The organism is Paracoccus sediminis (assembly GCF_900188295.1).
GTDB classification, from domain to species: Bacteria; Pseudomonadota; Alphaproteobacteria; order Rhodobacterales; family Rhodobacteraceae; genus Paracoccus; species Paracoccus sediminis.
Map to the genome: position 1 here is coordinate 104,948 of NZ_FZNM01000007.1, position 22,389 is coordinate 127,336.

General features: G+C 64.6%; 22 protein-coding genes and 1 tRNA gene. 18 read left to right on the plus strand and 5 right to left on the minus strand.

The genetic code is table 11. The features are described from left to right. The first annotated feature begins 55 nt into the window (after positions 1 to 55). From CHB77_RS11410 to CHB77_RS11420, 3 genes are read left to right on the plus strand one after another with little or no spacing between them, the layout of a single operon-like run. A complete protein-coding gene (locus tag CHB77_RS11410; RefSeq protein ID WP_089388344.1) occupies positions 56 to 1,132 on the plus strand; it encodes a PhoH family protein in 1,077 nt (358 codons plus the stop codon). Beyond that, entirely contained in the window at positions 1,125 to 1,607 is a 483-nt protein-coding gene (ybeY, locus tag CHB77_RS11415; protein WP_089388345.1) for an rRNA maturation RNase YbeY, read from the plus strand. Before CHB77_RS11410 ends, ybeY begins: the two co-directional genes overlap by 8 nt. Before the next feature lie 29 nt (positions 1,608 to 1,636). Continuing rightward, entirely contained in the window at positions 1,637 to 2,590 is a 954-nt protein-coding gene (locus tag CHB77_RS11420) for a CBS domain-containing protein (RefSeq protein ID WP_089388346.1), read from the plus strand. Here the strand turns inward: CHB77_RS11420 and CHB77_RS11425 are convergent. Both CHB77_RS11425 and CHB77_RS11430 read right to left on the minus strand, forming a co-directional pair. Next, a complete protein-coding gene (locus tag CHB77_RS11425; protein WP_089388347.1) occupies positions 2,587 to 3,546 on the minus strand; it encodes an alpha/beta fold hydrolase in 960 nt (319 codons plus the stop codon). The two genes, CHB77_RS11420 and CHB77_RS11425, sit on opposite strands and share 4 nt — an antisense overlap. A 5-nt stretch (positions 3,547 to 3,551) precedes the next feature. Further along, a complete protein-coding gene (locus CHB77_RS11430; RefSeq protein WP_089388348.1) occupies positions 3,552 to 3,836 on the minus strand; it encodes an SCP2 sterol-binding domain-containing protein in 285 nt (94 codons plus the stop codon). A 188-nt stretch (positions 3,837 to 4,024) separates the two neighbouring features. Between CHB77_RS11430 and CHB77_RS11435 the strand changes: the two genes are divergently transcribed. The 7 genes from CHB77_RS11435 (at position 4,025) to CHB77_RS11465 (ending at position 9,787) form a co-directional block, all read left to right on the plus strand. Beyond that, positions 4,025 to 4,492, plus strand: a complete 468-nt coding sequence (locus CHB77_RS11435) for a tetratricopeptide repeat protein (RefSeq protein WP_242626637.1) — start codon at positions 4,025 to 4,027, stop codon at positions 4,490 to 4,492. Positions 4,493 to 4,495: 3 nt separating this feature from the next. After that, positions 4,496 to 7,435, plus strand: a complete 2,940-nt coding sequence (locus CHB77_RS11440) for a helicase-related protein (protein WP_242626636.1) — start codon at positions 4,496 to 4,498, stop codon at positions 7,433 to 7,435. Beyond that, positions 7,432 to 7,722 (plus strand): RNA-binding S4 domain-containing protein, encoded by a 291-nt coding sequence (locus tag CHB77_RS11445; protein WP_341273561.1) that lies wholly within the window; start codon positions 7,432 to 7,434, stop codon positions 7,720 to 7,722. The genes CHB77_RS11440 and CHB77_RS11445 overlap by 4 nt, the downstream gene beginning before the upstream one ends. A 149-nt stretch (positions 7,723 to 7,871) precedes the next feature. Continuing rightward, complete coding sequence (fdxA, locus tag CHB77_RS11450) at positions 7,872 to 8,210, plus strand: ferredoxin FdxA (protein ID WP_089388349.1); 339 nt, start codon at positions 7,872 to 7,874, stop codon at positions 8,208 to 8,210. Positions 8,211 to 8,551: 341 nt separating this feature from the next. Beyond that, a complete protein-coding gene (locus tag CHB77_RS11455) occupies positions 8,552 to 9,061 on the plus strand; it encodes a CarD family transcriptional regulator (protein ID WP_089388350.1) in 510 nt (169 codons plus the stop codon). A gap of 209 nt (positions 9,062 to 9,270) precedes the next feature. Continuing rightward, the gene (locus CHB77_RS11460; protein ID WP_242626635.1) at positions 9,271 to 9,627 is read left to right on the plus strand and encodes a GNAT family N-acetyltransferase; all 357 of its coding nucleotides are present in this window, start codon (positions 9,271 to 9,273) and stop codon (positions 9,625 to 9,627) included. Between the two features lie 83 nt (positions 9,628 to 9,710). Continuing rightward, positions 9,711 to 9,787: transfer RNA gene (locus CHB77_RS11465), tRNA-Arg, on the plus strand. Positions 9,788 to 10,272: 485 nt separating this feature from the next. Here the strand turns inward: CHB77_RS11465 and CHB77_RS11470 are convergent. The 3 genes from CHB77_RS11470 to CHB77_RS11480 all read right to left on the minus strand — a co-directional run bounded on the left by CHB77_RS11470 (position 10,273) and on the right by CHB77_RS11480 (position 13,400). Next, positions 10,273 to 10,746 carry a DUF1236 domain-containing protein gene (locus tag CHB77_RS11470; protein ID WP_089388352.1) on the minus strand — a complete coding sequence of 158 codons (474 nt, stop codon included), beginning with the start codon at positions 10,744 to 10,746 and terminating at the stop codon, positions 10,273 to 10,275. A gap of 212 nt (positions 10,747 to 10,958) precedes the next feature. After that, on the minus strand, positions 10,959 to 12,428 hold the full coding sequence (locus CHB77_RS11475; RefSeq protein WP_165456272.1) for an APC family permease: 1,470 nt from the start codon (positions 12,426 to 12,428) through the stop codon (positions 10,959 to 10,961). A gap of 78 nt (positions 12,429 to 12,506) precedes the next feature. After that, the gene (locus tag CHB77_RS11480; RefSeq protein ID WP_089388353.1) at positions 12,507 to 13,400 is read right to left on the minus strand and encodes a LysR family transcriptional regulator; all 894 of its coding nucleotides are present in this window, start codon (positions 13,398 to 13,400) and stop codon (positions 12,507 to 12,509) included. 190 nt (positions 13,401 to 13,590) lie between these two features. Between CHB77_RS11480 and CHB77_RS11485 the strand changes: the two genes are divergently transcribed. The 8 genes from CHB77_RS11485 to CHB77_RS11520 are packed head-to-tail and all read left to right on the plus strand — an operon-like array spanning position 13,591 to position 22,386. Further along, positions 13,591 to 14,793 carry an ABC transporter substrate-binding protein gene (locus CHB77_RS11485; RefSeq protein ID WP_089388354.1) on the plus strand — a complete coding sequence of 401 codons (1,203 nt, stop codon included), beginning with the start codon at positions 13,591 to 13,593 and terminating at the stop codon, positions 14,791 to 14,793. Positions 14,794 to 14,802: 9 nt separating this feature from the next. Next, a complete protein-coding gene (locus tag CHB77_RS11490; RefSeq protein ID WP_089388355.1) occupies positions 14,803 to 15,582 on the plus strand; it encodes an ABC transporter ATP-binding protein in 780 nt (259 codons plus the stop codon). Continuing rightward, positions 15,579 to 16,283, plus strand: coding sequence for an ABC transporter ATP-binding protein (locus CHB77_RS11495; RefSeq protein ID WP_089388356.1), 705 nt, complete (start codon positions 15,579 to 15,581; stop codon positions 16,281 to 16,283). The genes CHB77_RS11490 and CHB77_RS11495 overlap by 4 nt, the downstream gene beginning before the upstream one ends. Before the next feature lies 1 nt (position 16,284). Then, positions 16,285 to 17,172, plus strand: coding sequence for a branched-chain amino acid ABC transporter permease (locus tag CHB77_RS11500; protein WP_089388357.1), 888 nt, complete (start codon positions 16,285 to 16,287; stop codon positions 17,170 to 17,172). A 1-nt stretch (position 17,173) separates the two neighbouring features. After that, entirely contained in the window at positions 17,174 to 18,172 is a 999-nt protein-coding gene (locus CHB77_RS11505) for a branched-chain amino acid ABC transporter permease (protein ID WP_089388358.1), read from the plus strand. Then, positions 18,172 to 19,770, plus strand: coding sequence for a GMC family oxidoreductase (locus CHB77_RS11510; RefSeq protein WP_089388359.1), 1,599 nt, complete (start codon positions 18,172 to 18,174; stop codon positions 19,768 to 19,770). Before CHB77_RS11505 ends, CHB77_RS11510 begins: the two co-directional genes overlap by 1 nt. A 49-nt stretch (positions 19,771 to 19,819) precedes the next feature. Beyond that, a complete protein-coding gene (locus tag CHB77_RS11515; RefSeq protein WP_089388391.1) occupies positions 19,820 to 21,421 on the plus strand; it encodes a gamma-glutamyltransferase family protein in 1,602 nt (533 codons plus the stop codon). Between the two features lie 11 nt (positions 21,422 to 21,432). Continuing rightward, the gene (locus CHB77_RS11520; protein WP_089388360.1) at positions 21,433 to 22,386 is read left to right on the plus strand and encodes a 2-hydroxyacid dehydrogenase; all 954 of its coding nucleotides are present in this window, start codon (positions 21,433 to 21,435) and stop codon (positions 22,384 to 22,386) included. Positions 22,387 to 22,389 lie beyond the last annotated feature (3 nt).

Here is a 22,389-nt window from a genome sequence, read left to right on the forward strand (position 1 = left end):
TGCGAATCCCCTTGGATTGCCACCATAATGCCAAGACCCGTTTGAGGAGAGAGATTTGGGCCTTACGCCTACGCCCCCCGTCGCGACCCCTTCGACCGAAACCTTGCTGGAATTTCCCGACAACCGGCTGTTGATCGACCTGTGCGGCGCGAACGACCGGCACCTTGCGCGGATCGAGGAAGCCCTGGGCGTGCACATCCTGCGGCGCGGCAACCAGATCGCCGTGGTGGGCGGACCCGAGGCGCAGGCCGAGGCTGCGCTGCTGCTGCGCGGGCTTTACGCCCGTCTGGAACAGGGCCGCCCGGTTTCCCTGGCCGAGGTCGAGGCCGCGTTGCGCATGGGCGTGGACGACGCCGCGCCCGCGACGCCTGCCGAACAGATGGAGATGTTCGCGGCGGGCGATTACGAGTTGCGCACCCGCAAGAAATCGGTCGAACCGCGCACGGACGCGCAAAAGGCCTATGTGCGGTCGCTGTTCCAGAACGAACTGGCCTTCGGCATCGGGCCTGCGGGCACCGGCAAGACCTATCTGGCCGTCGCGGTCGGCGTGACCATGCTGATCGGCGGGCATGTCGACAAGATCATCCTGTCGCGCCCGGCGGTCGAGGCCGGAGAACGCCTTGGTTTCCTTCCCGGCGACATGAAGGAAAAGGTCGATCCCTACATGCAGCCGCTTTATGACGCGCTGAACGATTTCCTGCCCGCCAAGCAGATGCAGAAGCTGATGGAGGAGAAGCGCATCGAGATCGCGCCCCTGGCCTTCATGCGCGGCCGCACGCTGTCCAATGCCTTTGTCGTGCTGGACGAGGCGCAGAACGCCACGTCGATGCAGATGAAGATGTTCCTGACGCGTCTGGGCGAAGGATCGCGCATGGTCGTCACCGGCGACCGCACCCAGATCGACCTGCCGCGCGGGATTCAGTCGGGCCTTGTCGATGCCGAACGCATCCTGGACGGGGTCAAGGGGATCAGCTTCAGCTATTTCACTGCCAAGGACGTCGTGCGCCACCCGCTTGTCGCGCGCATCATCACGGCGTATGACGCCGAGGATGCCGCCGCCCTGGCGCGCGGCGAATCAGAGGGACCGCGCGGACAATACGCACCCCGCCGGGCAATGCGAGGCGATGCCTGACGACATATCCACCGATTGCGTCATCGAGGATGACCGATGGGAACGCCTGGGGCTTGAAGTCTTGGCTGACCGCGCCGTGGCAGCCGTGCTGTCATGGCACGGCATCGGCGGAGAAGTCTGCGTCATGGGATGCGACGATATGCGCATTGCGGCGCTGAATGCCGATTTCCGGGGCAAGCCTCGTGCGACGAACGTGCTGTCCTGGCCTTCGGCCGAACATGTGGCGCACGAACCGGGCGCCAGACCGGAATTGCCGGATACGGACGAGCTGGGTGACATCGCCATTGCCTATGACACCTGCCTGGCCGAAGCGCAGGCGCAGGGCAAGCCGGTCGCCGACCATGTCGCCCATCTGCTTGTCCACGCAACCCTGCATCTGCTTGGCTATGACCACCAGACCGACGCCGATGCGGAAACCATGGAAGCGGCCGAACGTTCGATCCTGTCGCGCCTGAACGTCCCCGATCCCTATTGATAGCCCGATCCTTGCCAAGAGAAAGTCTGATGAACTCCGAGTCTCGATTACCCGCCCCGCCCCTTGGTGCCGATGCCGCCTCCGAGGCGGATGGTGTCGGAGGGGAGGGTCGGGATCTTCCCAATGCGCGCGGGTTCCTGGGCCGCTTCTTCGATGCCTTGACCGGCGGAGACGACGAACCCCATGATCCCGTCGAACGGACCGCGCAGATTGCCCCCGGCATGGTCAACCTGCGGCGGATGCGGGTGGACGATGTGGCGGTGCCCAAGGCCCAGATGGTCGCGGCCCCCGAGACGAGCAGCCTGGACGATCTGGTTAACCTGTTCCGCGAACACGGATTTTCGCGTTTGCCGATCTATGATGAGTCGCTGGACAGTCCCTTGGGGATGGTCCATCTCAAGGATCTGGCGCTGAAACACGGGTTTGGCGCGACGGGCGAATTCCAGCTGCGCCCCATGCTGCGTCCCTTGCTGTATGTGCCGCCGTCCATGTCCATCGGCGTGCTGTTGCAGCAGATGCAGCAGAAACGCATCCACATGGCCCTGGTGATCGACGAATACGGCGGTGTGGACGGGCTGCTGACCATCGAAGATCTGATCGAGCAGGTCATCGGCGAGATCGAGGACGAGCATGACGAGGCCGAAAGCGCCCTGTGGGTCCAGGAACGTCCGGGACAATGGCTTATCCAGGCCCATGCCCCCCTGAGCGATGTCGAGGCCGTGACAGGCCTGATCCTGACAAATGAGGAGTATGACGAGGATCTGGATACGCTGGGCGGTCTGGTCTTCATGCTGGCCGGCCACATTCCGGTGGTGGGCGAGGTGATACCCCACGCGACGGGCGCAGAGATCGAGGTCGTCGAAGTCGATCCCCGGCGCATCAGGCGGGTCCGTCTGCGTCTTCCTGCGGCGGCGGCGGCCGGTCCGCAGGCGGCGGGGCATGATCCGCAGCCAGGGGCTGCGCCCGACCGTTCCGATCGTTAGGGCGCCTCTTTCGCGGCGCGATCGTACAGGGCCAACGCTTCTGACAGAAATGCGGCGCGATGATCCGGTACACCCATCATGATCTCATGGCGGGCCTCGGCGAATTCCAGCAAGGTGGCGCCCGGCCACCGTGCCATCCGATCCCTGATTGCCGCGGGCGACACGACCTTTTCCTGGCCGCCAAGACCAGCAAGCGCGGGCAGGGCGGGCGATTCCAGCCGTGACAATCGCAGGCATTCGTTCAACGCCTTGCCCACCCAGTCGAAACTTGCCCCGCCGAGGGTCAGGTCGGGCCAAGCCGCAGCCTCGCGCACCAGGCGGCACCATTCGTCGGCATCGGCGGTCAACAGGTTGGCGCTGAAGCTTTCGTCCAGAACATAGGTTCCCATGGCCCCGCTGCCCGGCGCCGGGCGGCCGCCCCGGCCAAGCCGCCCTGCCAGATAGGCCATTCCGACCGCCACGCCATGAGGCATCTGTCGCAGGTTGATGCCCCACATCGGCGCCGAAAATACAGCCGATGTGACGGGCAGGCCTCCGTGCAGCGCCGCCAGCCCGATGCAGCCGCCCATCGAATGGGCCAGCAGGTGCCAGGGGCGCGGCAGGCCCATGTCCGTCGCGGCGACCACAATCTCGACCACGTCGCGCTGGTAATCCGAAAACTGCGCAACATGACCCAGCCGGACATCGGGCAGAAGACGCCCCGACAGACCCTGTCCCCGCCAGTCGACCGCCAGCACATCGTATCCGGCATCGTTCAACGATCCGGCAATGCCGGCGTATTTTTCGATATATTCGGTGCGGCCGGGAAACAGCAGGACGCTGCCCCGGCTGTCTGACGAGGCCTGCCAATGCGCCATGCGCAATCGCACGCCATCGTCGGCCCGCGTCCAGAAGGCCCGTGCAGGGCGGGACGGATTGTCCGGCAGTTGCCGGAACGGGGCCGGATCACCGCCCATCGCGATCAGGACAGCGCCTGGCCCAGCTGCATGGCGACGCCCATCGATCCGTCGATCTTCAGCTTGCCCATCATGAAGGCGGTCGCCGGATTGACGCTGCCATTCAGGATTCCTTCGAACGTGTCGCGGCTGGCAAACAGCGTTACCTCGGCCTCCTCGTCGCCCGCGCGAACGCCGTTCTCGTCGATCATGATCGCGCCTTCATCCTCGATCACGAATTTCGCGGTCGAGCCGAAGCTGTCAATCTTCTCGCTCAGCTTCTCGACGGCGGCGTTCACAACATTGCTCATTTTCGGTTCTTTCCCTTCGGATGGGCTGGCGCCCGGCGACCGGGCTGACTAAGATCCACGATATGCGCCCGGACCGCCACATTTTCCACAATGTCGTCGCGGCAATCCGCCACAGAGTGCATCGCTTTTTCCTTATCTGTGTCGCAATCCTATTTGCAACCTCGGCGGGCGCGCAGGATCGCCCGGACATGGAGGATCTTTTCCGCCGCTTGGCCGATCCCGACGGCGAGGGCTGGCGCATCGCCGAATCGGACATCCTGCGGGAATGGTCCAAATCCGGGTCCGCCGCGATGGACCTGCTGTTGCAACGCGGAGAGGAGGCACTGGATCAGGGCGACGCCCCTGCGGCCATCGGCCACCTGACCGCGCTGACCGATCATGCCCTCGATTTCGCGGCCGGATTCCAGGCCCGCGCCGCCGCCTATGCAAGCGTCGGGCAATTCGGCCCTGCCTTGCGGGATCTGGCCCGCGCGCTTCAACTGGAACCCCGCTATTTTCCGGCACTGACCCAGCTGGCCGTCATGCTGGAGGAAACAGGCGACACCGAACGCGCGCTTGCCGCCTATCGCCAGAGCCTGGAAATCCACCCGAACCAGCAGGAAGCGATCGACGGTGTCGCCCGTCTGGAACGGCAGCTTGACGGCACCGATATCTAGCCCATGACCATTCATGAACGCGGCCGGATCACGGCCATCCTTGGCCCGACCAACACCGGGAAAACGCATTACGCCATCGAACGGATGCTAGCGCACCGCACCGGGGTCATCGGCCTGCCGCTGCGGCTGCTGGCGCGCGAGGTCTATGACCGAATCGTCAAGGCGCGCGGTCCGTCCGTGGTGGCCCTTGTCACGGGCGAGGAACGGATCGTTCCCGATCGTGTCCAATACTGGGTCGCCACGACCGAGGCGATGCCCGACATCGCCGCCGATTTCGTGGCCATCGACGAGATCCAGCTGTGCGCCGATCCCGAACGCGGCCATGTCTTCACCGACCGACTGTTGAAGATGCGCGGCCTGCACGAGACGTTGTTTCTGGGCAGCGATACCATGCGCCCGGCCATCGCGGCGCTGATCCCCGGCGTCCAGTTCAAGCGGCGGGACCGGTTGTCCACCTTGTCATGGTCGGGATCCAAGAAACTGTCGCGGATGCCCGCCCGGTCGGCGATCGTCGGGTTTTCCGTCGATGACGTTTATGCCATGGCCGAACTGATCCGCCGGCAAAAGGGTGGCTGCGCCGTCGTCATGGGCGCGCTGTCGCCCCGCACCCGCAACGCCCAGGTCGCGATGTATCAGGCAGGCGAGGTCGATTACCTGGTCGCCACCGACGCCATCGGCATGGGGCTGAACCTGGACATCCGCCATGTCGCCTTTTCCGCGACCCACAAGTTCGACGGCCGCCGCGTCCGTCCGCTGTTCCCGCACGAGATGGGACAGATCGCGGGCCGGGCAGGGCGCCACACCGAATCCGGCACCTTCGGCGTCACCGGAGAGGCCGAGATCCTGGACGAGGGCCTGATCGATGCCATCGAGAACCACCGCTTTGCCCCGATCCAGCGGCTGACCTGGCGCAACACGGATCTGCAATTCGGCACGATGGACCGGCTGGTCGAAAGCCTGGAATCGCCGTCCGGCCACGCGCTGCTGGGCCGGGGGCGCGACGCCGACGACGTGCAGGCCCTGAAAACCCTGCGCGAGATTCCCGAAATCCGCGACCGGGTTCAGGGCGGCCAGGACGTGCGGCTGTTGTGGGACGTGTGCCGGGTGCCGGATTTCCGCGGCATCTCGCCCGCGGAGCATACCACGCTTCTGGCCCGGATCTTCGGCTTTCTTCAGGACGGGGCGATCCCGTCGGACTGGCTTTCCAAAGCGATCAAGCGCATCGACCTGGTGCAAGGGGACATCGACGCGCTGTCCAAGCGGCTGGCCTATATCCGCACCTGGACCTATGTGGCGCAGAGATCCGGTTGGGTTCAGGATGAAAGCCATTGGCGAGGCGAGACGCGCGCGGTAGAAGACCGCTTGTCGGATGCCCTTCACGCGGCGCTGACCCAACGATTTGTGGACCGGCGCACGTCCGTGCTGCTGCGCCGGCTCAAGCAGAAGGAGAGCCTTGTGGCCGAAGTGAACGACAAGGGCGAAGTGACGGTCGAGGGCGAATTCGCCGGCCGGCTGGAAGGGTTCCGTTTCCGCGCCGACCAGACCGGATCGGCGGACGAGGCCCGGATGCTGCATCGCGCCAGCTATGAGGCGCTGCGCCCGGAATTTCATCTGCGGGCCGACAGGTTCTACAATTCCCCCGACACCGAACTGGACTATACCGAACAGGGCGGGCTGATGTGGGGCAATGCCGCCGTCGGCAAGCTGGTGCGCGGCCATGACGCGCTGCATCCCGGCGTCGAGGTCTTTGTCGACGAGGAAGCCGGGTCCGAGATCGCGGACAAGGTCAAGCGCCGTTTGCAGCATTTCGTCGACCGCAAGATTGCCGCGCTGTTCGAACCGCTGCTGACCCTGCAAAAGGACGAGGCGCTGACCGGCCTGGCACGCGGCTTTGCCTTCCGGCTGGTGGAATCGCTGGGCATCCTACCGCGCGACGGGGTCGCGTCCGAGGTCAAGGATCTGGACCAGGACGCGCGCGGCGCGCTGCGCAAGCACGGCGTCCGCTTCGGTCAGTTCACGATCTTCATGCCTGCGCTGTTGAAGCCCGCGCCGACGCGGCTGCGGCTGGTGCTGTGGTCGCTGGCCGAAGGTCTGGACACTTTTCCCGAAAGCCCGCCGCCCGGCCTGGTCACGATCCCGCACATCGCCGACGTGCCGGAACAGCATTATACCTTGTCGGGATACCGTCCTGCCGGGGAACGCGCGATCCGCATCGACATGCTGGAACGCTTGGCCGACCTGCTGCGCACGCAGGACACGCGTGGCGGATTCGAGGCCAATCCCGACATGCTGTCGATCACCGGGATGACGCTGGAACAGTTCTCTCGTCTGATGGAAGGGCTGGGCTATGCCGCCGAACGGGCCGAACGGCCCAAGGTCAGGGCTGCCGAAACCCCGGTTGTGGCACCCGTGCCCGAAGGCGAAGGATCGGACGCGCCTATGACCGAGGAGGAAAGCGTCCTTGCCGCCGAGACCCGCGCCCGGTGGGAAGCCGAACAGGCCGAACGGCGCCGCGCCGAGGCCGAGGCCGCAGGCGAGGTGGTCGAGGAAGCCGCACCCGAAATGGAAGTGTTCTATACCTTCCGCTGGGCACCAAAGCCCCGCCCGAACCGGCGTCCCCAAGGCGAAGGACAGGCCCGCCGCGGGGGCGGGCCGCGCCGCGATGTCCCGCAGGACGCGCCGCGTGAACCCCGGTCCGACCGCCCGGATAGGACGGAACGGAAAGATCGCCCTGAAGGTGGCCGCCCCGACCGCGAGCGCCGGGAAAAGCGCGAAGACCGGGATCAGCGCCATGGCGGTGGCAAGCCGCATGGCAAGGACGGGTTCAAGAAGGGCGGCAAGCCGCAGCACAACAAGCCCGCGACCTTCTCCTCGCGGCCCGAAAAGAAGGCTGACCCCGACAGCCCCTTCGCGATCCTTGCGGCGTTGAAGGACAAGAAGTGATCGCTGCCGACGGCGAGGCCTCTGGAGGGCTTCGTCTGGACAAGTGGCTGTTCTTTGCGCGGGTGTTCAAATCCCGCGCAATCGCCGTCGAACGCATCGAGGCGGGCGGCATTCGCGTCAACAGCCAGCCCTGCAACAAGCCCGGCAAGCTGGTCCATCCGGGCGACCGGATCATCGTGTCCGCACAAGGCAAGGTCCGGGCCTTGCAGGTGGCGGCCCTTGGCCAACGACGCGGACCGGCAAGCGAAGCGCAGGGCCTGTACCGCGAGCTGGGTCAGACTGGCTGACGGACGCCTGTTCGCCACCTGTACCTTGAATCCGAACCCCCGCCTGCCGGCCGGGACTTTAATGGAACGGCGGTCTTTTCGGAGGTTGCCGGTCTTGAATGATCGGTTGGCCCGGCGTAACTAGCCCACGGACGGAAGTGGAGCCTGCGATGACCTATGTCGTCACCGATAATTGCATCATGTGCAAATATACCGACTGCGTCGAGGTTTGCCCGGTGGATTGCTTTTATGAAGGTGAGAACACCCTGGTAATCCACCCCGACGAATGCATCGATTGTGGCGTCTGCGAACCCGAATGCCCGGCCGATGCGATCCGTCCCGACACCGAACCCGCGATGGATCAATGGGTAGAGTTCAACCGGAAATATTCCGAAATCTGGCCGGTCATCACCCAGAAAAAAGAGCCGCTGCCGACCGCTTCGGACATGGACGGCGTGGCGGGAAAGCTGGAAAAATACTTCTCCGAGGCGCCCGGCGAGGGGGATTGATCGCGTTTTGTGACGTTGCGTCCAAATGCCGCGATTCGCCATGACCAGTTCAGTTTTGCACCGGGGAACCTTCCCAGCTTTTTGATTCCATGCGCTTTTTGATCGGATTTTGGTGAAATTTTCCCGGCATTCCGATACTTTTTCCGAAGGCATTTTTATGTTATGGTTCTGCCATATTCGCATCTGATGGGAGTCAGAGGCCCAGAAGATGCGCGCCCCTTGCTGCCGTTTCCATGCTCTCTGCCGGGCTGGAATATTCTTGTGAACCTGAACGGACCAAAGCGGCCTGTGCCGCTTTCGGTTCTTTGTGTCCTTGCAAAGGACGACCCAGAGGAAGCCAGATGTCCAAGACCAAGAAAAACGAATTTCGCCCCGATGATTTCGTCGTCTATCCGGCGCATGGCGTTGGCCGGATCATGTCGATCGAGGAGCAGGAGGTCGCGGGGCTGCGGCTTGAGATGTTCGTGATTTCGTTCGAAAAGGACAAGATGACCCTGCGCGTCCCGACGGCGCGCGCCTCCGAAATCGGAATGCGTGGTCTGTCCACCCCGGACCTCATCGATCGCGCTCTCGAGACCCTGAAGGGCAAGGCCCGCGTCAAACGCGCCATGTGGTCGCGTCGCGCGCAGGAATATGACCAGAAGATCAACTCTGGCGACCTGATGTCGATTGCCGAGGTCGTGCGCGACCTGCATCGCAACGACGATCAGCGCGAGCAGTCCTATTCAGAACGCCAGCTTTATGAAGCGGCCCTGGATCGTTTGACCCGAGAGGTGGCTGCGGTGGGCGGCCTTGACGAAGGCGCAGCCCAGAAGCGTGTCGAGGACGTTCTGCTGTCGCGCGCTGCCTGAGTCGGCGTCTGCGGGGGGGCGGCCCGTGGGGTTGCCCTTTTCCGTTGGGACGCCTTGGTCAAACGGTTCTTCGAAGGTGCAGTGTTCGCGTCATGGTGACTGATGGGCTTCGTTTCGAACCGGAATCGCCCCTAACGGATGATCTGGCGTTGCTGTTTGCCCGCCACACAGCCGAAATGCACGCCGACACCCCGCCAGAATCGATCCACATGATGCCCAGGACGGCCTTGGCATCCTCCACCATCGATTTTTTCGTGCTGCGGGATTCGGGCAAGCCTGTCGGCATGGCGGCGCTGAAGCGTCTGGACGGCGATCAGGCCGAGATCAAGTCGATGCATGTCCTCGCCGAGACGAGGGGCAACGGTCTGTCGCGCCTGATGCTGGATCGGCTGATCGATCATGCCAAAGGGGCGGGCCTGATCCGGCTGGTCCTGGAAACCGGCGCACAGCCAAGTTTTTCCCCGGCACGGGCGCTTTATACCGCAGCGGGTTTCCGGGAATGCCCTCCGTTCGGCGATTACCGCCCGGATCCCAACAGCGTCTTCATGGCACAGGCCTTGGCGTGAGCCTTGGCCGGTCAAACCGATCCACCGACGCGGGTGCAGCCTCACTTGCGCATTGATGCGCGATCCCGCAAAAGATCGGCAACGGTCCCGTAGCTCAACCGGATAGAGCAAGTGACTTCTAATCACTAGGCTGGGGGTTCGAGTCCTCCCGGGATCGCCAGATGCTGCTTCGACGGAACCGCTTGCAAGGTTCGCCTCGCGCTGATCGGGGCGCAGCGCCGACGTGTTGACATCGCATCGGATCACCTGGCGATGTTTCACCGTCCTTGAACCCCTCATGCCCGGCGTGTCGTGAAGCTGTCCGGAATGGTGCCAAAGCTATCCCTGCGCCGGCCAGTCCGCCCAAGTTGCACAGCGTTGGAGCCTATGGGTGGTCGGGGAACGTTCAAGGGGTTTGGCCGATACGGGCAGGATCACGGATCGGATGAGACCGGTCATAGGGACGGCCCATAGGGGAGGGGTTGGGCTGTGTGCATGGACGGCTTCGAACCGCCCTTGCAAGGCAATGATGCCCATATCACCGCTGTCTGACGGGTTTTCAGCCCAAGGGCGTTTGTTCCAAATGATTGCGGCAGCCCTTTCGGGATCGCCAAAATGAAACAGGCTGGCAATTGCCAGCCTGTTTCCGATCAAAGGATCGAGCGATCATTCATAGACGTGGATGATCTTTCTCGTTTCCGGCTCAATCAGAACCGGACGGTCGTTCACATAGACGTATTGGTATTGGGTGTCGGGAACGACTTGCACGGGGGCGGTTTCAGGTACCACTGCGCCTACGGCCACGTTGTTTAGCATCACGGACTCGGTCTTGTTCTCCAGCACATAGGTGCGCGTTGCCGGGGTCAGCGCGTCCTCGGATACGTCACCCATCACCGCCCCGGCCAGACCGCCAACGGCGGCGCCGACGGGGCCGCCCACGACGGCGCCGGCAATGGCACCGGATGCCGCACCGCCGACGGCGCCGCCGCCCGTGGTGCTGGGATCGGTTTCAGTCGTGGTGACGGTGGTCGACGGGGTCGTGACGACGACGGGGTTCGGTTCGGTCACGACGGTGGTTTGCGCGAAGGCCGCACCGGCGGCCAGGGTGGCGGCTGCGGTCATGGTCATCAGGCTTTTCATGGCATGTCTCCGTTCTTGCGCCGCTACAAGCCTTGGAAAGTAAAAAGAGTTCCCGGTCCGAATTGGAAGTTGCCGCAAGCCTGAGTTCTTTTTCGCCCGTTGGATGATGCGGTGTCGTCCTCGGTCAACCGGGGGTGGCCCAGCGGTTCGAACGGCGCCGATCACGACGACATTTTTCAGGGCGGCGGGTGCGCCGCCATCGCGGTGTGGCCTCAATTCCGGGGGGAATCGCCGTGATGTTCGCGCATCTGGTCGATGTCGCCCAAGCTGCCGGGATAGGGCTTACGGCTGGCCTTGTTCCAGATCCAGGTCGCCCCCCACAACAGGATGCCGATGGCCAGCAACCATCCCGCGATACGGTACTGGTCCATCTGCGCGGCACTGCGCGCCCAAGGCCCGGCCAGGAATGCGCAGCTCACCGCGCCGACATAGGGCAGGACGGCCGGTGCCCGGAAATGGTTGTGCGAGACCGGATGCCGGCGCAGCACGATCAGCGAAATGTTGACCACGGTGAACACGCACAACAGCAACAGCGATGTCGTGCCGCCCAGCAGGCTGACCGCCGGAAGATTCGATCGCGTTACGACGAAATAGATCAGGCCGAAAGCCAGACCCGTGGTGAACAGGATCGCCACCCACGGGGTGCGGCGCGTTCGATGAACAAGGCCAAGGCCATGGGGCAGAACCCCCTGGCGCGCCAGCCCGTACAGCAGGCGGCTGGCCATCAGCATGTTTATCAGGGCGGAATTGGCCACCGCGAACATGCCGATGAACGGAAAGATCGTGTCGAACGGCAGGTTCGGCGCGCCCGCCCGGACCACCTGCGTCAGGGCGGACCCGAGGTCCGGGTTGGACAGGTCGCCGACCGGCACCAGGGCCACGGCGCAGATCGACACCAGGATATAGATGACGCCGGTGATTCCCAGTCCGGTCAGCATGATGCGGGGGAAGATGCGGACGGGATCCTTGACCTCCTCGGCCATGTTGACCGAATCTTCGAACCCCACCATGGCAAAGAAGGCCAAGGCGGTCGCCGCCGTCAGGGACAGGAAGGCGCCCTTTTCGGCGGATGACCGAAAGACCATCACCTCGGAGAAGTCTGCGCGGCCCTGGGCCATCGCGTAAAAGCCCACGAAGATAATCATCAGCAGGCCGGTCAGCTCCACGCAGGTCAGCACCACGTTCGCCTTGACGCTTTCGCCGACGCCGCGAAGGTTCACGGCCGCCACCAGCGTCATGAAGCCCAGCGCGATCAGCAGGATGCCCGCGCTACCCTTTTCGAACCCGAGTCCGAAGCCGTCGTTCAGAAAGCCCGCGAATGCGTTCGACGCCGTCGAGGCCGAGGTGATCCCCGAACACATCACGGTAAAGGCCACGAGGAAGGTCAGGAAGTGGATGCCAAAGGCGCGGTGCGCATACAGCGCCGCGCCCGCCGCCTGGGGATAGCGCGTCACCAGTTCCAGATAGGAAAACGCGGTGATCGTGGCCACGAGGAACGCAATCAGGAACGGCGCCCAGGCAGCGCCCCCGACCTCGACCGCGACGGTGCCGGTCAGGGCATAGACCCCGGTCCCCAGAATGTCGCCCACGATGAACAGCAGCAACAGCTTGGGCCCCATGACACGGTTCAGTTCGGGTTGGTGCGGCGCGGCCGCTGCCCCGGATTGATGCGCCTTTGTCATGTCCATCCCCCTTTGACATCACGTCAATGTCAAGACTGTTCCCCAAGTTGCATTGCGGCAAGCGGAATCGCGCAATGCTCAGGCCGGGCGCACCAGTTCCGATCCCCGCGCGCGCAGGCTGTCGGTCAGGAAGGCGATCACCGCGCGTTCCCGGCGCATGGCCCGCACGTCGCGGTGGCAGGTCAGCCAATAGGTGCGGTTCAGCGTCACCTGGTCCTGCAAAACGATCCTCAGTTCGGGATATTTCACGGCGATGTAATGCGGCAGGACCGCGATCCCCAGATGGTTCCGTGCCGCCGCCAGCTGGTTGAACACGCTGGAGCTTTTGATGGACGCGCGGATCCCCGGCAGAACCTCGTTCAGATAGTCCAGTCCGGGGGCGAAGATCATCTCCTCAATATAGCCGATGATGCGGTGCTGGCGCAGATCCTCGGGCCGGGTCACGGGACGGCCGGCCGCAAGACAGGTTTCGGTCGCATAAAGATGCAGCGTATAGTTGGCCAGCCGCTCGGACCGGTAAGGCCCGCTGGAAATGGGATCCAGCGTGACCGACATGTCCGCCTCGCGCCGCGACAGGGACAGGATCTGCGGCATGGTGATAAGCTCCAGCGAGATCAGCGGGAACTGCGCGATGAAATCGGGCCACAGATGCTGCGAAAACAGGCTGGCGAAACCTTCCGGCACCGCCAGCCGCAATGGTCCCGCCTGGCGCGACGCCGCGCCCTGTTCGACGGGGATCTGCTCGGCCGCTTCCTCCATGCGCTCAGCCGTTTCGACAAGGCGGCGACCTGCGGGCGTGGGTTCGTATCCGCGGGGATTGCGTTCGAAAAGGCGGGCGTTCAGCGCCTGTTCAAGCCGGTCGATCCGCCGCGACACCGTGACATGGGACGTGCCCAGAATCCGTGCGGCACGCGACAACTGCCCCTCGCGGGCGACAGCAAGAAAGAACTGGAGGTCGTCCCAACTGAGCATGATTGTTCAAATTCGTGCAGAACCTGAACGAAATTAGACGGGTTTGAACGCTTGTGTCAAAGTGACTTTAGGGTCATCCTTTCCGCTGAACGTGGGCTGGTGGAGAGGCTCTCGTCACTATTGAAAAAAAACATCGTCCAGGTCTGCGGCCGCGCCGCGGTGCCCATGGAAAATGTTCAGGGGAGGTTTCATGCGTAAACTACTGTTGTCCGCCGCATCCGTCGGCCTGCTGGCCGCACCCGCCGTGGCCGAGATTTCGGACGGCAAGGTCAAGATCGGCATTCTGAACGACCAGTCCGGCGTCTATTCGGACTTTGGCGGCAAGAATTCCTATGAAGCCGCGCTGATGGCGGTCGAGGATTTCGGCGGCACCGTTCTGGACGCGCCTATCCAGGTCGTGACCGCCGACCACCAGAACAAGGCGGACATCGCATCCAACATCGCCCGCCAGTGGTACGACACCGAACAGGTGGACAGCATCATGGAGCTGACCACCTCGTCCGTGGCCCTGGCCGTGCAGGCGTTGTCCAGGGAAAAAAGCAAGATCACCATGACGACGGGCGCCGCTACGACGGAACTGACCGGCGCGCAGTGTTCCCCCTATGGTTTCCACTGGGCCTATGACACGCACGCCTTGGCCGTGGGCACCGGCGGCGCGCTTGTGAAGGAGGGCGGCGACAGCTGGTTCTTCCTGACCGCCGACTATGCCTTTGGATATTCGCTGGAAGAACAGACCAGCGCATTCGTGACCGAAAACGGCGGCACCGTGACCGGTTCCGTCCGTCACCCGCTGGCCTCGACCGACTTCTCGTCCTTCCTGCTGCAAGCGCAGTCGTCGGGCGCCAAGGTCATCGGTCTGGCCAATGCCGGGGCAGACACGCAGAACGCCATCAAGCAGGCCGCCGAATTCGGCATCACCCAAGGCGGACAGAAACTGGCCGCGCTGCTGTTCACGCTGTCGGACGTGAATGGCCTGGGTGCCGAGGCCGCGCAGGGCCTGAACCTGACCGAAAGCTTCTACTGGAAACGCGACGCCGCCAGCGAGGAGTTCGGGCGCCGCTTCATGGAACGCACGGGATCGATGCCGAACATGGTCCACGCGGGCACCTATTCGGCGGTCATGTCCTATCTGAAGGCCATCGAGGCCGCCGGGACCGATGAAACCGAAGCCGTCGCCGCCAAGCTGCACGAACTGCCCGTCAACGACGTGTTCGCGCAAGACGGCAAGGTCGGCGCCAACGGCCGCCTTATCAAGGACGTCTATCTGATGGAGGTGAAGGCCCCCGCCGACATCACCGAGGACTGGGACTATTATAACGTGCTGGCGACCATTCCGGGCAACGAGGCCTATCTGGATCCGGCCGAAAGCGGCTGCCCGCTTGTCACCCAGTAAGGCGATCCCATGAACCTTGCGCCTTCCATGACGCAAACCGAACCGCGGGTGGTCCTTTCCGCCCGCGGCCTCGGCAAGGATTTTTCCGGCTTTACCGCCGTCAACAATGTCGACCTGGACGTAGAGCACGCCCGCATTCATGCCCTGATTGGTCCGAACGGCGCGGGCAAGACCACGGTCTTCAACCTGCTGACCAAGTTCCTGCAACCGACGCGCGGCAAGATCACGCTGCTGGGCCAGGACATAACCCAGACCAAGCCCGACAAGGTAGCCCGCATGGGGCTGGTGCGGTCCTTCCAGATCTCGGCCGTGTTTCCCCACCTGACGGTGCGCGAAAACGTCAAGGTCGCCTTGCAGCGGCCCGCCGGGCTGGCCGTGCAGTTCTGGAAGCCGCTGTCGTCGCTGGACCGGCTGAACGCGCGCGCCGACGAACTGATCGACCACCTGGGCCTGACGCCTTACCGCGACCACCGCGCCGCCGACCTGTCCTATGGCCGCAAGCGCGTGCTGGAAATCGCCACGACCCTGGCGCTGGAGCCTGAAGTTCTGCTGCTGGACGAACCGATGGCCGGGATGGGCCAGGAGGATGTCCACATGGTGGCCGAGATCATCCGCGACGTGGCGAAGACACGCGCGGTCCTGATGGTCGAGCACAACCTGAACGTAGTCGCCGACATTTGCCACCACGTCACCGTGCTGCAACGGGGTGAAATCATCGCAACCGGCGATTACGCCACCGTGTCCGCCGATCCGCGCGTGCGCACCGCCTATATGGGAACCGAGGAATGACGGCCCCGCTGTTGGAAACCGCCGGGCTTCAGGCCTGGTACGGCGAAAGCCATGTGCTGCACGGCGTCGATCTGCACGTCCACGAAGGCGAGATGATCTGCATCCTGGGCCGCAACGGCATGGGCAAGACCACGACGCTGCGCACGATCATGGGCATCCTGCGCAAGCGCACGGGCCGCATCACCTTTGCGGGCCAGGATCTGATGTCCGTGCCCCTGCACAAGACCGCCCGCGCGGGCCTGGGCTTCGTCCCCGAGGAGCGCGGCATCTTCGCCACCCTGTCGGTCGAGGAAAACCTGATGCTGCCCCCCAAGGTGGCGGATGGCGGCATGACCGTGGCCGAGATTTACGACCTGTTCCCGAACCTGTCCGAACGCCGTAACAGCCCCGGCACGAAACTGTCTGGGGGGGAACAGCAGATGCTGGCCATGGCGCGGATCCTGCGCACCGGCGCGCGCTGCCTGCTGCTGGACGAGCCGACCGAGGGGCTGGCCCCCGTCATCATCAACGCCATCGGCGACGTGCTGCGGCAACTGAAACAGCGCGGCATGACCGTGGTGCTGGTGGAACAGAACTTCCGCTTCGCCGCCAAGGTCGCGGACCGCTTTTACCTGATGGACCATGGCACGATGACCGCCGAATTCCCGGTATCCGACCTGCCGAACCGGATGGACCTGCTGCATCGGGAACTGGGGGTGTGACATGACCATGATCTTCGGCATTCCCGTTCAGGCGCTGATGGGCCAGCTGCTGGTGGGGCTTATCAACGGATCCTTCTATGCGCTGCTGTCGCTTGGCCTGGCCGTGATCTTTGGCCTGCTGCGCGTCATCAACTTTGCCCATGGCGCGCAATACATGCTGGGGGCCTTTACCGCGCTGCTGCTGCTGACGGTGGGCGGCGTCAACTACTGGCTGGCGCTGATCGCGGCGCCGCTGATCGTCGGGCTGTTCGGCGCGATCATCGAACGCACGATGCTGTCGCGGCTGTACAAGCTGGACCATCTGTATGGGCTGCTGTTCACCTTCGGGCTGGCCTTGGCGATCGAGGGGACGTTCCGGTATTTCTACGGCGCGTCCGGCATGCCCTATGCGGCGCCCGGCGCGCTGACCGGGGCGGTGAACCTGGGCTTCATGTTCCTGCCGATCTATCGCGGCTGGGTAGTGATCGCGTCGCTGATCGTGTGCATCGCGGTCTGGTTCATGATCGAGAAGACCAAGCTGGGCGCATATCTGCGCGCGGCCACCGAAAATCCGGCGCTCGTGCAAAGCTTTGGCGTGAACGTGCCCTTGCTTCTGACCCTGACCTATGCGCTTGGCGCGGGGCTGGCGGCCTTTGCAGGCGTGCTGGCCGCGCCCGTCTATCAGGTCAGCCCGCTGATGGGGTCCAACCTCATCATCATCGTCTTTGCCGTGGTCGTGGTCGGCGGCATGGGGTCGATCCTGGGGGCCATCGTCACCGGCTACATGCTGGGCGTGGTCGAGGGGCTGACCAAGGTTTTCTACCCCGAGGCGTCCAATATCGTGATCTTCGTCATCATGGCGTTTGTCTTGATCCTGCGGCCCGCGGGCCTTTTCGGAAAGGATGCCTGACATGGCCGGCAAATCCGAACCCATCGGCGCCGAACAGGTCGCCATCCACCCCAAGGCCGGACCGATCCAGCTTGTGCTGCTGGCCGTCATAGCGGCGGCGCTGCTGGTGGCGCCGCAGTTCCTGTACCCGATCTTTCTGATGAAGCTGCTGGCCTTCGGGCTGTTCGCGGCGGCTTTCAACCTGCTACTGGGCTATACGGGGCTGCTGTCCTTTGGCCACGCGGCCTTTTTCGGGGGCTCGGCCTATTTCACCGCCCATGCCGTCAAGGTCTGGGGCTGGCCGCCCGAGGCCGGGATTCTGCTGGGCGTCCTGGGCGCCGCCGCCCTGGGCCTGGTGATGGGGGCCATCGCCATCCGCCGGCAGGGTATTTATTTTGCCATGATTACCCTGGCCCTGTCACAGATGTTCTTCTTCTTCTGCCTGCAAGCCGAGTTCACGCATGGCGAGGACGGCATCCAGTCCGTGCCCCGCGGACGCCTGTTCGGCATGTTCGACCTGTCGGACACGATGACGATGTATTATTTCGTGCTGGCGGTGTTCATCGTCGGGCTGCTGGTCATCTGGCGCTTCGTCAACTCGCCTTTCGGCATGATCCTGAAATCGATCCGCGAAAACGAACAGCGAGCGATCTCCCTGGGCTACTCCGTCAGCCGCTACAAGCTGGGGGCCTTCGTGATGTCGGCGGCGCTTGCCGGTCTTGCAGGCGGGATCAAGGCGCTGATCTTTCAGTTCGCCACCCTGACCGACGTCGGCTGGCAGATGTCCGGCGAGGTGATCCTGATGACGCTGTTGGGCGGTATCGGCACGCTGGCCGGACCGGTCGTGGGCGCGGGGCTGGTGGTGACGTTGCAGAACTACCTCGCCACCTCGGACTTTCCGGTGACGATCATCACGGGCGTGGTCTTCATGGTCTGCGTGCTGGTGTTCCGGCGCGGTCTGATCGGCGAATTCTTCGCCAGCAAGCTGGGTCGCAGGTTGGGCTTCCGGTCCGAAAGCTGATGGAGAGCTGCGATTACATCGTGATCGGGGCGGGCAGCGCGGGCTGCGTGCTGGCCAATCGCCTGTCCGCCGATCCCAGGACGCGGGTTCTGCTGCTGGAGGCAGGGGGCCGCGACAATTACCACTGGATCCATATCCCGGTGGGCTATCTGTATTGCATCGGCAATCCGCGGACGGATTGGGGCTTCAAGACCCAGGAGGAGGCTGGCCTGGGCGGGCGGTCGCTGCTGTATCCGCGCGGTCGCGTGCTGGGCGGCTGTTCGTCGATCAACGGCATGATCTACATGCGCGGGCAGGCGGCCGATTACGACGGCTGGCGCCAGATGGGCTGCACCGGGTGGGGCTGGGACGAGATCCTGCCCCTGTTCCGCGCGCAGGAGGATTTCTATCGCGGCGCAGACGACGCCCATGGCGCTGGCGGGGAATTGCGGGTGGAAACCGCCCGCGTCCGCTGGGCCGTTCTGGATGCCTTCATGGAAGCGGCCGAACAGGCGGGCATTCCGCGCACCGACGATTTCAACCGCGGCGACAACGAAGGCGGCGGCTATTTCGATGTGACCCAGCGCGCCGGCTGGCGGTGGAGCGCGGCCAAGGCGTTTCTGCGCCCGATCCTGAAGCGCCCCAACCTGCGCGTCGTGACCGGGGCCGAGGTCGAGCGGTTGGTGATCGAAGAAGGAGAGGTCAAGGGCGTCGTCTTCCACCACGGGGGGCAGCGGAGCGAAGCGCGGGCCACGTGCGAGACCGTGCTGGCGGCAGGTTCCATCGGATCGGTGCAAATCCTGGAACACTCCGGCATCGGACGTGGCGACATCCTGCAAGCGGCGGGCATCGCGCCGCGGGTCGAGGTGCCGTCGGTGGGCGAGAACCTTCAGGATCACCTGCAACTGCGCCTGGTCTACAAGGTGACGGGCGTTCCCACGCTGAACGAAAAGGCCTCGCGCCTGCTGGGCAAGGCGTCGATCGGGTTGGAATACCTGTTCAAACGGTCCGGGCCGATGTCGATGGCGCCCAGCCAGCTGGGAATCTTTGCCAAGTCCGGTCCCGACAAGGCCACCGCCGATCTGGAATTCCACGTCCAGCCGGTCAGCCTCGACAAGTTCGGCGATCCGGTCCATCCCTTCCCGGCCATGACCGCCAGCGTCTGCAACCTGCGCCCTGAAAGCCGCGGCTCGGTCCATGTCATCGGCCCGGATTTTCGCGCCCATCCCGCGATCCGGCCGAATTACCTGTCCACGCCCGGCGACCGGGATGTGGCGGTCCGTGCGATTCGGCTGGCCCGCAAGATCGCCGCGCAGCCTGCCTTCACCCGCTTCGATCCCAGCGAGCATGTGCCCGGCATCGCCTTCCAGACCGACGACGATCTGGTCCGGGCGGCGGGCGCGGTCGGCACCACGATCTTTCATCCGGTCGGCACCTGCCGCATGGGCGCCGACGACGGCTCGGTGGTGGATCCCCGGCTGCGGATGCGTGCGGTGGGGCGGCTGCGGATCGCCGACGCGTCGGTCATGCCGACGATCACCAGCGGCAACACCAATGCGCCGACCATGATGATCGCCGAAAAGGCCGCCCGGATGATGCTGGAGGATGCGCGGGCTTGATCGCCCCCTTTTCAGCGGCCAAGCTGGTCGCGAACAGCGGGACGACTGCATGACGCTTCCTTTCCTCTGCGAGAAAACTCCGGCCACCGGTTCGCGGGGCGTCGTCGTGACGAACGCGCCCCTGGGCACCGCGGCGGGGGCCGAGATGCTGGCCATCGGCGGCAACGCCATTGACGCCTCCGTGGCCGCGCTGCTGACCCTGACAGCGGTCGAACCGATGATGGTCGGCATCGCTGGCGGCGGCATCGCCCATTTGCGCCTGTCGGACGGACGGCATGTGGTGATCGACGCCTTGTCCTGCGCGGGGCAGGGTGCCCGTCCCGACATGTTCACGCCGCTGTCGGATCACCCCGACGCTTACATGGAGACCGAAGGTCGGCGGAACCGCAGCGGACCATCCTCCGTGGCGGTCCCCGGCAACCTGCGCGGCTGGTATCGGATGCAGCAGAGCCATGGCCGTCTGCCTTGGGCCGATGTGGTCGAACCCGCCATCCGCGCCGCCGCGGGGGGATTTTCCGTCAGCCCCTATCTGCACGGCGCCATTCGGGAACATCAGGATGACCTGCGGGCCGACCCGGACATGGCGCGTCTTTTCCTGCCTGGGGGCATGCCATTGCCGCCGGGCGCGCGTCTGACGATGAGCGATTACGCGCAGAGCCTGCATCTGGTCCGGGATCAAGGGGACGCCGCCCTGCATGGCGGCGATCTGGGCCGCGCCTTGGCGGACAGTCTGGCCGCCGGCGGGGGCCATGTCACCCTGGCCGATCTGATGGCGGCCCGCGCGATCGAACGAGACGCCATCATGGGCGCCTATCGCGGCCATGTTATCGCCGGACCGCCGCCGCCTGCCTCGTCCGGGGTGCATGTCGCCCAGATGCTGAACATGCTGGAACCGTACGACCTGCGCGGCATGGGCTTTGCCAGCGCCGATGCGATGGACCTGATGGCGCGGGCGATGGCATTGGCGTTCCAGGACCGTCGCGCGGCTTCGGGCGATCCCGATTTCGTGGATGTGCCGGTGGACCGTTTCTTGTCCAAAAACCATGCCCGGCAACGAATGGGGTCTGAAAGCCGCGACACGACCCATGTGACGATCGCGGACGCGGATGGCAACATCGTCAGCGCCACACATACGATCAACGGGCTGTGGGGCGCCTGTTTCATGGTGCCGGGGACGGGGATCATCCCCAACAACTACATGTTGAACTATGATCCCCGGCCCGGTCTGGCGCTGTCGGTGGCGCCGGGCAAGCGGGTGCCGACATCCATGGCGCCGATGATGGTGCTGCGGGACAGGCAGCCGGTCTATGCGCTTGGCCTGCCGGGGGGCGTGCGGATCTTTCCGTCCGCCATGCAGGCCATCGTCAATCTGATCGACCACGGCATGACGCTGCAACAAGCGGTCGAGGCGCCGCGCCTGTGGACCGAAGGGCACCATCTGGAACTGGAACCGGCCTATGCCGCGCAGGCCGATGCGATGCGGGCGCGCGGCCATGACGTGCGGCTGGTCAAGATCATCGGCGGGGGCATGAATGCGATTTCCTTTGGCCCGGACGGTGCCATGACAGGGGCAGCCTGCTGGCGTGCGGACGGCACCGTGATGGCGCAGGGCGGCGGTCTGGCCCGCCCCGGCATCCGGTTTGTCATCTGAGAGGGGCTGACATGACCAGGATCGTTCTTCTGGATCCCGCGTCGCCGGAACGGCTGGACCGGATACGGCCGTTGCTTCCCGATGGCTGGACCCTGACCACGGCCGGATCGCGTGATCCGCAGGACCAGATCGCCGCCCTGCGCGGCGCCAGTTTTGCGATCACCGGGGATGTGCCCGTGACCGGCGCGATGATGGCCATGCCGGGCCTGAAGGCGGTTCACAAATGGGGCGTGGGCTATGACGGAATCGACCTTGATGCCGCGCGCAGCCATGGCGTGCGCGTGTTCCGAACGACGGGATCGAATGCGGTCGCGGTGGCGGAAACCACCCTTGGCCTGATCCTGGCCGTCAACCGCAACATCGTGCGCGGCCATGTCGGCATCCGCGACGGCGGCTGGCCCAAGGGACAGGTCGCGCCCAGCTCTGCCACTCTGTCGGGGCGCAGGGTCGGGATCGTCGGCATGGGCCATGTCGGCCGCGCGCTTGCGCGGCTGCTGCGCGGCTTTGGCTGCGACCTTCTTTACAGCAAGCGCACCCCCTTGCCGACGGATCAGGAAGACGGCGCGCGCTTTGTCCCGTTGGACGATCTGCTCGCGGCTGCCGATGTCGTGACGCTGAACTGCGATCTGAACGACAGCACCCGCGACTTGATCGGGCGCGACCAGTTGGCGCTGATGAAACCGGACGCTATTCTCATCAATGCGGCGCGCGGCGGTGTGCTGGTGGAATCCGATCTGGCCGACGCCATCCGCGCGGGCCGGTTGCGCGGCGCGGGCATCGATGTTTTCTCGGTCGAGCCGATCTTGCGCGACAATCCTTTGCTGGGGCTGGACCGCGTGGTGCTGACGCCGCATCTGGGTGCGCTTGATGCAGGGGCCTTTGCCCCGACCATCGCGCGCATGATCGGAAACCTGATGGCGGTTCAAAGCGGCATGCCGCCGCGGGAATCCGATGTTCTGGTTTGAGCC